Below are 12919 nucleotides of genomic sequence, written 5' to 3'. Positions count from 1 at the left end.
ACCTATTATCCCGTTTTCGTTTTATGCTTCGTCTACTAGTTTATGCACCAGTTCCTTAGCAGTGATAGGCTCTGCTAAATTTGGGTTTTGCCCACACCACAAGGACATCATGTTTCTATCATTGTTTTGTGCTGCAGCGGATCGGATAGGTTTTGTTAATGTATTCTGTATAGGAAAATCCGGCAGTTCATGCTCAACCTTTCTCATTTTCCGGATAAAATCATTTTCAATCCCTCTAGCCATCTTGCCGGAGAACGCTTTCGTCAAGGTTGTTTTGTCCTCTTGCTGTCCCTCCAGAATCGCTTGTTTATGTAATATGTTTGCACCGCTTTCTTTACACGTTAAAAATGCAGTGCCGAGTTGTGCAGCCTCGGCCCCTAAACATCGGGCCGCCTGCACGCCGCGCCGATCCATTATACCTCCTGCGGCAATGACTGGAATATTTACTCGATCGACGGTTTGCGGTATCAGCGCCATCAGTCCGATCATGCTTTGTTCCACTCCAGCTAAAAAGTTGCCACGATGGCCGCCTGCCTCGCTGCCTTGAAGGACAACCGCATCCATTCCGGCTGCTTCAATTGCCAGCGCCTCTGACAGAGTTGTTGCTGTACCGATGGTGTATGTACCCGCTTGTTTTAGAGAGTGGATTACATCAGATGAAGGCATCCCAAAGGTGAAAGAGCAAACGGGAACCTGTTCTTCCACGATGACTTCCACCTGTTTAAGATAGATTTCTAAGGTCTGTTCATAAGATGTGAATTCAATTTCCAAACTCTTTGTACCCAGAAATGGCTTTAGTGATCGTTGCGCCTTGGCGATCACATCCTTCTCTTCTTTGTAAGGACTCGGTACAAACAAATTGATACCAAAGGGCTTATCTGTACTGGCTTTCACTTCGCGAATTTGGTGACGCGTACTTTCCGCATCCAGATAACCAGCACCAATCATCCCTAATCCGCCCGCTTCAGTTACAGCTGTGACCAGTTCTGCTGTTGTTATTCCTCCCGCCATCGGAGCTTGGATAATCGGATGAGAAATGGATAATGCTTCAAGCAAACGATTTGTCATTTCTTTGACTCCTCTCTTCATACTCTTTACACTCTCTTATCGCTGCACTTTATCTAATAGAATTTTCCTTCTCCCATTCACTCAAATACATCCTTGAAGTGATATTGTTTGGGTTATCTATCTTCGTAATCAGCTCCAGACTGTTCCCATCCGGATCATTAAAATGAATTTTCGCATGTGCCATTCCATCATGCGCCATTACAAGAGGTTCATGAGGGCCAAAACCGAAAGCCTCTCTAGGGTGATATCCTCTCTCTTTTAACCATCCGGATGCACCTTTTAGATTCTCTAAACTCACTTGAAAAGCAACATGTCTGATCGAGGGGTGATATGCAAGTTCTGCTTTATCCGACTCCCATAGACCAAGCCAGCTATGATCTTTTTTAATCCAAAAGAAAGCTAAGCTATCTTCATGAATATGGGAAAGCTCCAGTCCTAGTCCTTCATAAAATTTTATGGATTCTTTCAGATTACTTACTGGGAGATGTGCTTCGTATAAACCTTCTATCATCTATTTTGCTCCTTTCCAATCTACTATTAATATATAACAAACCGTTATTATATAAGATGTAGGATTGTGAAATAGAATATAGTTTTTATTTATAATGTGTTGATATTGATGTATGTAAAAGGCTGTGGAGAAAGCTCCACAGCCTTATTCTAATCATGTAACTTTGTCCATTACTTCAGACTATTAGCCAACCCTGTAAAAATAACTCCTAAACCATGAGCCCCGGCATCCGGATATCCAAGACTCCGCTCTCCGACTGTACCTGCACGCCCCATCCGTGCAACGATTTCCTTCGTCTTCTCTGCACCAGTAACTGCAGCCTCTGCGCCCTTTTTAAATGCTGTCTTCATATCTTCACTAGCTGCGGCACTCTGCTTCCAGCTATCCGCACATGGTGCGAGTGCATCAATCAATGTCTTATCTCCAACTTCCGCTCCGCGGCCAAAAGATCGTTCGCCAATATCCTGAATGGCCGAGACGACACGCTGTAGAACATCTGCGAATTCAGATACAGACAGCTCCTTCTTCTCACCAGCTGCTTTTCCAGCAGCTCGGAATGCACCGCCCCAGATAGGACCTGATGCACCACCGCAGTGCTCCATGATAACCATGGAAGAAGCATCAAAGAAACTAGCTATATTCAGGTCTTCTTGACCGAGTACCTGTTTCCATTCCCGTTTCAATTGACGGAAGCCTTTCGCTACACTATTACCGAAATCACCGTCTCCTGCGTGTGTATCCAGCTTATTGAAGGCAGATTCATTTTCAATGATAATCTCGCTCATTTTATCCACTAAGTAGATTATGTTTTCCAGTGTAATAGAGTCTTCTTTTACTTGCGCATGCGCGCTGTCTGTTTCTACCTGGTAAGAAACATCCGCATCATCTGCTGTTTCTTTATAATCGGAAAATGCCGGCTGCTCTACAGGTCCGTCAATCTTGAAAGCTGGTGTATCTGACTTACTCGAAAGCAAAGTACGCAGCTCATCATCAAGTGACATAATCGTTACCGATACACCTGCCATATCAATGCTGGTCATATAGTTGTCTACGAATATTCGATTAACCTTGATATTCCGTTCAGCAAGTTCACGATTGACAGATTGATTGAACAGATACAGTTCTTGCAACGGTGTCCCGCCAAATCCGTTTATCAATAAAGCCGCATCTTCCTCTGGCTGCCCTTCCTTCAGCAGATCCTCAACCATCTGTTTGGCCAGTTCGTCAGCTGACAGAACTTTTTCCCGTCGTATACCAGGTTCACCATGAATCCCGACTCCATACTCCATCTCATCTTCAGCCAGCTTGAAGGTCGGTTCACCTCCTGGTAAAGTGCAGGATGTTAAGGCAACACCGATGCTGCGCGTCCGAGAGACAGCTTTTTCCGCTACTGCTTTCACTTGCTGCAAGTCACGGCCTTCAGCTGCAGCTGCTCCAGCAACCTTATGTACAAGCACGACTCCAGCAACACCGCGTCTTCCGACTGTATACAGACTATCCTCCACAGCGATATCATCATCAACCTTCACATAATCCACTTCCAGCCCGTCTTCTTTAGCCAGGTGGGCTGCGTTTTTGAAGTTCATAATATCTCCGCTATAATTCTTGATAATAAGCAGTGCACCTTTCTCCCCTGCTGTCTCTTTGATAGCTTGATATACTTGTATTTGCGAAGGAGATGCAAACATATCACCGCATACTGCTGCATCCAGCATACCTTCTCCGACAAAGCCTGCATGGGACGGCTCGTGCCCACTGCCGCCTCCGCTGATTAAGGTTACTTTATCTGTCTGCGGCTGTTTTCTTTTGATCACTTTATACTTCTTCAATAGTTCGAGTTCCGGGTGAGCCAATACCAGCCCATGACACATCTCCAGCACAACATCCTCTGGTCGATTGATTATCTTTTTCATCGGTAATCCTCCTCTTGTACAAGCAAAAGTGTCTTTCTACTTCAAGCTTAACAGAACAAATCCACAATTGCACAAACTAGGTTGACAAGTCTGAATACTTTGTATGCATACAACAAATGGATATTTGTTATTTAACAAGAGAGGTGAAATGACGAATCCAGTGAAGCCTTGACAACCGACTGTTATCAGCACGGTGCCAATTCAGAAGGATGATACTCTGAAGATGAGAGGCGTGAACTGATGGTGTTAGGAGCCTGCCTACTATTAAATATCTCTATATTTTAGGTCTGCTTTTTATACAAACTTTTGTCCATTTTGAATATCTTTGCTACTCTTTTAAAGATAGTTATAATTGCTAGGACTATAACAAGAATCAAGGTAATTGTTGCACCTGGTGGAGTACCATACTCATAAGAAGTTACTAATCCGCTTAACATACCAGTTAACGTAATAGGTATCCCTATTAATATAGTGCTCGAAAAGCTTCTGCTCAAGCGCATAGAAATGGCTGCAGGTAAAATTAAAATTGCCGACACTAATAATGCACCTACAATTGGCATAATAATAGCAATGGTTATCCCGGTTAACACATTAAATAAGATTGACATAGTCTTTATAGGCAACCCGGCAGTAAATGCCGTTTCTTCATCAAAAATCATTACGTACATTGCCTTGCGAAATATTACATATAAAAACACAATGATACCTGCCAAAAAGTAGAGTATCCAAACCTGCTCCATACTAATTGTTACGATTGATCCAAATAAAAATTGGTTGATACTTAGTGTTGTACCACCTTGATTCAAACTAATTAGAAACAATGCTAAAGCCATTCCCCCTGACATCAAAATGGCAATAGAAACTTCAGAATATGTCCGATATAACATGCGCATATATTCCAGTAATATTGCAATTACTATTACCATCAAAATATTTGTCCAGGTTGGATTAATGCTTATTAATAGTCCTAATGCCACTCCAGCTAATGAAACGTGAGCTAGGGTGTCTGCCATAAGTGACTGCCTACGCAATATGAGAAACAATCCTAACATTGGTGCTATTAATGAAATGATAAATGAGGCTTGGAAAGCTCTTTGCATGAATCCATAGAGAAACATCTCCAAGGCAATCCCTCCTTTCGTATAAGTTCAATATGTTTATTACAGTATTTTCGAAGTTCATCGTGATCATGTGTGACCATCAAAATTCCCTTCCCGTGCGACTCACTGTGATGCTTTAACAACTTGTAAAATTCCTCGCGTGATTTAGTATCCATGCCTGTGGTAGGTTCATCTAATACAAACAGATCTGGGTCTGTCGCAAAAACACGTGCTATAGAGATTCTTTGTTTTTGTCCCCCCGACAATTCGCCGACCTTTTTGTAGCGCATATCCCACATTCCAACTGATTCAAGGGCACGCCTAACTTGTTCTTTATCCTCTTTATTTAATTTTCTAAACCATTTGCCTCTTTGATAACGACCAGACTGAACTAATTCCAATACTGTACTGGGGAAGCCAACATTAAATGAAGCCACTTGTTGAGGAACATATCCAACCATTAACTTCTCTCCGAAACGATTTTTGGGCGACAAGCTAACTTGTCCGGTTGTCGGCTTAAGCAGGCCTAAGATATTACGTATTAAGGTGCTTTTAGCAGCCCCATTTTCACCTGTCAGCATAATAAAATCCCCTGGGTTTAATTCAAATGAAATATTTGTTAGAACAGGTTCCTTTTCATAATGAAATGCTAGTTCATCAACTTTAATATAGTACATGATTATATCTACCTCTCTATTGACTCCGTGGAAAAGGGAACAAACTCTAAAAAATTATCAGCTGCCAAATGTCTTGGTAACTCCGCTTCACTATACAAGACAAACGAAGAAACTTCAGACACTAGAACTGCGATAAACTTGGCTAGCCACCAGTAAGGGGTCGATGGTTAACCTCATAGAGTTTGTTCCGCTTATTACATATTTAATAGATGCTGGTTTGCAATGCTTTTAGATTTTGACGCATTGCGTCTAAATATCCCAAATCGTTAGCTAATAATTCTTCAGAAAGTACCTCTAAATCATATAAGACAGCTGTTTCTGTCCCTGTTTCTGCAGCAACGGTTTGAGCAATAGAGGAGCTAGCACCTTGTTGGTAATAAATAACTGGAACGTTGTGTTCTTGAACTAACTCACCAATTTCAGCAATTCGGGATGGACTTGGTTCTACTTCAGTAGATAGTCCACCAATTGCAATTTGTTCTAAATCATAACGTTCTGCAAGGTAGCCGAATGCTTGATGCTGTACGACAAAGGCTCGATTTTCTGCATCTTCCAATGTAGTCCGATATTCTTCATCTAAAGCCTTAAGCTCTTCCACAAAAGCTTCTGCGTTCTCTTCATAAATTTCTTTTCCATCTGGATCTGCTTCGATTAAGGCATTACGAATAGCAAGTACCTGATCTTGCGCCAATACCGGATCAAGCCATATATGAGGATCTTGATCCTCATGGTCATCAATCAATACAGAAACTGAACTTGATTCTGCATGGACATTATTGTCATTATCATAAAGTACAGCTTTCGCTTCGAAACTTTCTCCTGTTGTTTTATATTCAAAACGCTCAGTCTCTTGATCTGGTACAGCTTCCCACTCTTGATCTGCATCTTCTCTTATGAACCAATTCCAATGTTCAAAATCTGTCTCTTCATGCGATTCTGCAACAAGTGTCACAACATCACCTGTATGATAATGATCTGCTAAACCCGCAATAGATATTTCTTCCCCTGCGTGTGCATCGCTATGATCTTCGTGTTCTTCATCTTCGTGTTCATGGCTATCATGATTATCGATATGAAGTTCTACTGGCTCAGATTCTGCATAAACTTCATGATTGTTATCATAAACAACTGCTTGAACTTCAAAGCTTTCTTCCGGAGCCTCGAAGGTAAATGTTTCTGTTCCTTGTCCAGAAATAGCAGCCCATTCTTCATCTGCATTAGCACGTTGATACCAATGCCAGTGATCATAATCTGCATCTCCTGTTAATTGCGCCGTTAGCTCAATCTCATCTCCAGTGTGATAATGATTAGCCACACCCTCGACTTGTACACTATCGGTGTCTGATTTACCAGGTCCATCTGCTGCTCGTGCAATGATAAGATTGTCATTTTCTATGGTGTTAAATAAACTTTTTGTCCAAAACTCCATCTCTTCACTGCTGTAGACAAATACATCCGCTTCGTTTACAGCTGCTACATCCTGTGCACTAGGTTCATAGTGATGGGCATCCTGTCCTTCTGAGACCATTAGCTGCACCTCCGCGCGATCTCCGGCTACATTTTTAGTGAATTCATACATTGGCAAAAAAGAAGCTATTACGGAAATTTTGTTTCCTTCGTTGTTAGAGGATTCTTGGGTGTCTTGTGACTGACAACCGAAAAGAACTGCTGTTACAGAAAAAAGAACTAATAAGGTGCGGAGTATTTTGAAATTCACTATGAACTCTCCTTTGTTATGTTGAAAAAGAAATAAGACAAAAGCAGGGAGAAGAGAAACTTTTGCTTCTCTTCTCCACTGTGCTTAATGCGCTAATTGGTCACGAACTATACCATCTGCATCTAAATTAGAAGGATAATACGTTGGCCAATGTGTAACCTCTTCTAATAGTTCTTCACGATTATCTCCCCAATATAAATGGTAGTGATGTGAATCCGTTGGAGATATGAGGTGGTCACTGAATTGAATGTATTGCGGCATATCAGCATCTCCATCAACTAGCTTGTAAACAAAACGTACGCCTCGATTACCTGCTTCGTAATTAAGAATCTCATATCCATCATTCTCGTAATTGCCTTGGAGTTCTTGTCCATCCTGGAAAAACGTTACATTACCATTGTCAATAATGATGCGTTCTACATCTGTTTCATATCCAGTTGTATAGTATTCTTTGTATTCTTCCGCTGTCATATCGCCTTCTTCTGCTTTGTGTTCAAAGACTTCGTCTAAGTCACCATCTAGAAGGTAAGGGTATACAGACTGCCAATCTCCTTCCCAGTCTGATAATTCACGATTCTCTACTTGTTCATCTTCAAAGATACCTGCATTAATATTTCTGCTTTCTTCATCATGACCATGGTGGTCATCAATAACGATAGTAACTGGTTCGGACTCTGCGTACACTTCATGATCACCATCGTAAAGCGTTGCCTTAATTTCTAAGCCATCAGTTGTTGCTTCCCCTGTAAAGGTTTCCCCTTGTTGACCGGAAGCCGCTTCCCATTCGGTTTGATCACTTTCTTTTATGTACCAATGCCAATGATCATAATCAACATCTTCACTGAGTACAGCAGTTAATTCGACTGTATCTCCTGTATGATAATGGTCACCTAAGCCTTCTATCTCAATTTCTCCTGACTCTTGTACTTCTGCCCCTTCTGTTTCTGACGCGTTATTATTAGTTGCTGCCTCTTCTTCTGTATTCTGGCAAGCTACTAACGTTACGCTTAAAGCTAATAAACTAATAAGCAAAGATAATTTCTTCAAGTATGTTCTTCCTCTCTCCATAATGGTAATCGTAATGTTTACGTTTTAAAGATTATACACACTTCCTCAAATTGTCAAGACATAATTTCTTTTGGTTTTGCCAATGGAGATTGAGAAAGTTGCTAAATGGATTGAAGAATATAAGGTAATTGAATTGTGTTGAAAATGTCTCTTGAGGATAAACATGACGAATCAGAGATGAATTTGGTATGTACACATTTGGTGAGAAGTACGCGGAATACATTCTAAAATGGAGAGAATAGCAGTTAAATATTAAGAGATAGGTAGAGTTATCGCTATCTATTTAGAGAAATAAAGATCAAACAAATTATTGGACTTGGAAAGGTATCATTTACAAGTAGGACACATCCCGTAAACTTCAAAACGGTGATTATCGATTGTGTAATCTTTCGGTAACACGCTTCGAATATTCTCTAACAAACAAACTTCAATTGCTTTAGTAAGTCCACATTTCTTACAGATAAAATGATGATCATACCCTTCAACGTTACAAAGGAATCTAAAGTGCTTCAAACCATCTATCGTAGTCATTTCTAAGATACCTATTTCTACCATGGTATAAAGGTTGCGATATAAAGTATTGTAACTTGCTCCTGCAAACTTTAAATTAAACTCTTTCCATACAACTATTGCAGCAGTATAATCTGAGTTCCTTTCAAATATTTGAAGTAACTTATCTCTCTGCACTGTTTGTCTATAACCATTTTTTTTTAAGATTTCTAGTGCTTTTTTTCTATTCACAACACTTCATTCCTTACTTATAAAATTAGATGTCCCGGCGTCAAAAGATTGATAAACCGCTCCCGCTAAATATTCTTCGACGTTAACGAACGTTAAATTACCAACTACGGTCTTTTGTTTCTGAGACCCCCATTTGTCATAACAAAATCTGTTCTTTCCTACTCTTTCAAATTACATGACCAAGAATATGATCATGATGCGGATGAGTTAAGAGTATTGTGACTATGTCATCACTTCACTAGATAAAGTGTAATCATTACAGTTTAACTTGGATACAGCATATCTTTTAATAAATCGTTGGTCAACATTTTTTCTGAAATAATGCCATATAACAAGCGTCAGCAAGTTTTTTACTGGAATTAAATTTTTCTTTTTCTTTACTCCATTTAATATTTTTGGTTTAATTCGTCTATACACAAATAATAATAATTACGATTTAAGGGTGAGATATGAATATGAATTTAAAGAAAGATTGTTTTAATTTTCTAACGGAGCATCTGACCACTACCAGAACTTATACTTTAGAACACAACAATATTTTTCATGTTATGGATAGTCAATTTATTGTTGCAGAAGTACTGGATGCTTCTGATGAGGAGCTTTACACAATTTTAGATATCTTAAGAAAGATGGAACCTTCTCAAGATAATCTTCACCAATTTTTATCTCATATGGCTGCATTGTATATTTCAGTAAATGTAAATTCATAATTGTAATCTTCCTCTACTTCCTAAACTTTATCTTGTACCTCTCCTTCTTGTTAAAAACTTTCCTTTTGTCAGCTAATAGTAAAAATTTTAATAAAAAATTTGACTTTCTCTATAAATAGGCGTAGTCTAATTCCTGTTAAATAGTAAAGGTTACGATTTAAGTGACGTAAGAAGGGATTTTAGTATGGCTAGGAAAAATAAAACATTTAAGGTGAGTTTAGGTGTAATGTTATTATCTGCTGGCCTAATGGGTTGCAGCAATGACAACGTACAAGATGATTCGGGAAATAAAAAAGATGAAAAGTTGGATATCGTAACAACATTTTATCCAATGTATGACTTTACAAGGAACGTAGCTGGTGAACATGCTAATGTTAGTGCTTTGGTTCAAGCTGGCGTCGAGCCTCATGAATTTGAACCTACTGCTAAAGATATTGCTAAAATTGAAGATGCAGATATATTTGTATACAACGGAAATGAGATGGAAACTTGGGTACCAAGTGTTTTAAATAGTATCGATACAGACAAAGTGACGGTAGTTGATGCTAGTAAAGATATTTCACTGGATGCTTCACCTGTTAATGACTTTGAAATCGAAGGCGGAGAAGAAGAGGAAGAAGAATCTGCTTTAGATCCACATGTGTGGTTAAATCCCGTATTGGCTCAAGAAGAAGTTAATGCTATTGAACAAGGACTCGTTAGCGTAGATAAGAATAATAAATCAGACTACCAAGAGAATGCAGCGGTCTATAAAGATAAATTATCCGATTTAGATCTAGAATTTCATAATGCTTTGGATAATGCCTCCAATAAAGAATTTGTTACCCAACATGCTGCTTTTGGTTATCTTGCCAAGGAATATGGTTTAACACAAATTGCCATTGCGGGTCTCTCTCCTGAAGAAGAGCCGAGTCCAGCTAAATTAGGGCAACTTCAAGATTATATCGAAGATAACAATATTGACGTCATCTACTTTGAAGAAGTTGCTTCTCCAAAAACTGCGCAAACTCTTGCTGACGCAACAGGTGCAAAAGCAGAGATACTAAGCCCTATAGAAGGAATTACAAAAGAAGAGCAAGATAAAGGTGTAGATTATATTCAAACAATGAAAAATAACCTTGATGCATTAAAACAAGTAATTAAATAAAATAGGTAACATCATGAAGAAGATTTAGAGTGCTTCAGCTGTGCGGTTATTCTGCTAGTACGGGAGAAATGTAAAACAGCCCATTTAATATGGGCTGTTTGCATTGTACTAAATACAGGATAGGCATAGTCATTCAAATAATTCTTCAACACCGAAATACTTCAATAAAGTAACTTTACGTCCTTCCCTATACCATTTGTGATATTCCTCAAATACTTTCATCTCGTCGTTTTGAAATTTCTTCTCAACCAGATATTTCACTGTAAAACCGCTTCGCCAGTAATCATACATAATACTAGTCAAGCTTCCCCCGTAGGAACTGCTGCCAAATGCCTCTAATGAATGATTTCCGTACTTGTCATTAAAAATTCTTATCAGCTTATATTCAATATAAGTGAGCTCCTCAAACTCCCGCTCTTCCAATAGGTGCTTTCTAGATAAATAATCGCACATACCTTCTTCAAACCAGATGCCATCTTCTCTATCATCTTCAAATTCATCCAAGAATAAGTCGGAATGATGTGTCAATTCGTGCCCTGCTATCGCCAATACTTGATTAATGCTAATTTGCTCGTAGAAAGCCTTTATTTCAGGATGATCTTGACCTTCCAATTGTTCAATAAACAGTGCTTTCCACGCAGAAAGATCAGGCGTCATATAAATAATGTTCTTACTAGTAAAAGCTGGGATTGGTACTTCAGAAAAAACGGATGTTGCCAGCTCCGGAGTAGTCCAGACAATTGCTTTTGGTAAGTCTACTAATTTATATTTTGTTTGGAGTACACTTTGGTAAGCGGAAAGTTTCTCTTTGAATTGTTCTGAGATTGTATGATACGTATCATAATCTTCTGCATTCTCTAAAGAAAAAATATATCTCATTCTAAAACCCCTTATGATATATGGTTTTTCTTTAGATTTTAACATAATTATCCATAATACAATTTCATAATTTCAAAAACCAACATTAAAAGTGCCTTTTCGCAATCTATCTCTATGTTAAAATAAGTGAACATGCTTTTCACTCTATCTATAAGGAACGGGAAACGATATGAATAAAAAAGACATCGCAACTATTCGCAGGCAATTCAAAAAAGGCAATGATAAACTTAAAATCTCTGATATTTTCAATGTATATATCATGAAAGAATCTAGTGATATCTATCACCATGAAAGTATGCCATTCGGTATGCTGGATGAAGATCAGCAGGAACTGTTCCTAGGCAACTTTAAAAAAGTATTGGCTGGCCAGCCGGATGAGAAATTATTCGAGTTGAAATTCAAACGCGACGTAGAAGACAGCAGTCAGTTCATCTTGCATCGCGGTTTACTTACGAATGATGTAGAAGAATGGATAACCGATATGTTAAAGCTAGTCGCAAAAATGCTAGAAGACAAGCAATACGAACATGACGTGGTCATCTCGTTCATTAAAGCAGAATATTTTAAAGCACAGAGACGCCAAAGTGAGGATTCCGAAGAAAGTGCCAATGATACGATGTACTCCCACTCCTTCCTTCTGTGCAGTATCAATAAAACACAAGAGCCGAAGAAGGAATTACAATTCGATTATGTTGAGCGGGAATTCAAATACAATATGACAGTAGATCCGGTCATAAACTTACAGGCGCCATTATCCGGTTTCCTCTTCCCTTGCTTCAATGACAGTGCAGCTGACGTCAACCACGTCCTGTATTCAACCGCAAAAGCATATGAACCTGATACAGCATTTATCGAAGATGTATTGAATGCTGAGGAAATCATGACAGCGAGAGATGACAAAAGTGTATTCGAAGAAATCGTCAAGGATATCACTGGAGATCAGCTCAGCACTTCATCCCTTGCCAGTGTGTATGAGGAAATTAATCGCGTAGTAGAAGAGAATGAAGAAGACGAAGCACCAAAGCTTGATCGACAGGATATTCAACGCGTCCTGACAATGAGTGGTGTAGAAGATGTGACCCCGGAAAAAGTGGAAACAGCTTATCAAAAGGTCATTGATGATGAGAAATATGAAATGAAGGCAACCAGTGTATTGCCGAAGTACAATTCTAAATCTATTAAAATTAAAACAAAGGTTGCTAATATTGCAATCAGCCCAGAAGATTTGCGCTATGTTCGGCAAGTTGTCTTCAACAACAAACGCTGTATTATGATTGAAGTTGAGGAAGATACTGTTATCGAAGGATTCAAGATGGCAGAAGAGGCCTTAGTGAATAGAATTAATAGAGAAGAAGAAACAGAATAGTTATAAAAGAAATAAGGATACT

General features: G+C 39.1%; 12 protein-coding genes. 3 read left to right on the top strand and 9 right to left on the bottom strand.

Annotated features, from left to right (window positions below):
* Positions 1–21 precede the first annotated feature (21 nt).
* The 8 genes from GZ22_RS03980 to GZ22_RS03945 all read right to left on the bottom strand — a co-directional run bounded on the left by GZ22_RS03980 (position 22) and on the right by GZ22_RS03945 (position 8795).
* Entirely contained in the window at positions 22–1068 is a 1047-nt protein-coding gene (locus tag GZ22_RS03980; protein WP_038558910.1) for an NAD(P)H-dependent flavin oxidoreductase, read from the bottom strand.
* A 49-nt stretch (positions 1069–1117) separates the two neighbouring features.
* Complete coding sequence (locus GZ22_RS03975; protein WP_038558906.1) at positions 1118–1579, bottom strand: VOC family protein; 462 nt, start codon at positions 1577–1579, stop codon at positions 1118–1120.
* Positions 1580–1749: 170 nt separating this feature from the next.
* The gene (dhaK, locus tag GZ22_RS18160) at positions 1750–3492 is read right to left on the bottom strand and encodes a dihydroxyacetone kinase subunit DhaK (protein ID WP_038558903.1); all 1743 of its coding nucleotides are present in this window, start codon (positions 3490–3492) and stop codon (positions 1750–1752) included.
* Between the two features lie 281 nt (positions 3493–3773).
* A complete protein-coding gene (locus GZ22_RS03965; protein ID WP_038558900.1) occupies positions 3774–4616 on the bottom strand; it encodes a metal ABC transporter permease in 843 nt (280 codons plus the stop codon).
* Positions 4553–5269: a metal ABC transporter ATP-binding protein gene (locus GZ22_RS03960; RefSeq protein ID WP_038558897.1), complete on the bottom strand. Its 717-nt coding sequence runs from the start codon at positions 5267–5269 to the stop codon at positions 4553–4555. Before GZ22_RS03960 ends, GZ22_RS03965 begins: the two co-directional genes overlap by 64 nt.
* A gap of 202 nt (positions 5270–5471) precedes the next feature.
* Positions 5472–6986 (bottom strand): metal ABC transporter solute-binding protein, Zn/Mn family, encoded by a 1515-nt coding sequence (locus GZ22_RS03955; protein WP_099046357.1) that lies wholly within the window; start codon positions 6984–6986, stop codon positions 5472–5474.
* An 84-nt stretch (positions 6987–7070) separates the two neighbouring features.
* Complete coding sequence (locus GZ22_RS03950) at positions 7071–8033, bottom strand: metal-binding protein ZinT (RefSeq protein WP_038558891.1); 963 nt, start codon at positions 8031–8033, stop codon at positions 7071–7073.
* 348 nt (positions 8034–8381) lie between these two features.
* Positions 8382–8795, bottom strand: a complete 414-nt coding sequence (locus GZ22_RS03945) for a Fur family transcriptional regulator (protein WP_038558888.1) — start codon at positions 8793–8795, stop codon at positions 8382–8384.
* A 455-nt stretch (positions 8796–9250) separates the two neighbouring features.
* Between GZ22_RS03945 and GZ22_RS03940 the strand changes: the two genes are divergently transcribed.
* Together GZ22_RS03940 and GZ22_RS03935 are read left to right on the top strand one after the other, a co-directional pair.
* Positions 9251–9505 (top strand): hypothetical protein, encoded by a 255-nt coding sequence (locus tag GZ22_RS03940; RefSeq protein ID WP_038558885.1) that lies wholly within the window; start codon positions 9251–9253, stop codon positions 9503–9505.
* 184 nt (positions 9506–9689) lie between these two features.
* Positions 9690–10652 (top strand): metal ABC transporter substrate-binding protein, encoded by a 963-nt coding sequence (locus tag GZ22_RS03935; RefSeq protein WP_038558882.1) that lies wholly within the window; start codon positions 9690–9692, stop codon positions 10650–10652.
* A 129-nt stretch (positions 10653–10781) separates the two neighbouring features.
* On the opposite strand, the gene GZ22_RS03930 is transcribed toward GZ22_RS03935, so the two are convergent.
* The gene (locus GZ22_RS03930) at positions 10782–11531 is read right to left on the bottom strand and encodes a hypothetical protein (RefSeq protein ID WP_038558879.1); all 750 of its coding nucleotides are present in this window, start codon (positions 11529–11531) and stop codon (positions 10782–10784) included.
* A gap of 169 nt (positions 11532–11700) precedes the next feature.
* On the opposite strand from GZ22_RS03930, the gene GZ22_RS03925 reads away from it, so the two are divergent.
* Positions 11701–12897, top strand: a complete 1197-nt coding sequence (locus tag GZ22_RS03925; RefSeq protein WP_038558876.1) for a DUF4317 domain-containing protein — start codon at positions 11701–11703, stop codon at positions 12895–12897.
* Positions 12898–12919: the final 22 nt, after the last annotated feature.

Source organism: Terribacillus saccharophilus (assembly GCF_000725365.1).
GTDB classification, from domain to species: Bacteria; Bacillota; Bacilli; order Bacillales; family Amphibacillaceae; genus Terribacillus; species Terribacillus saccharophilus.
The sequence above is the reverse complement of the archived record's forward strand: the minus strand, read 5'-3'. Positions and strand labels throughout refer to the sequence as shown.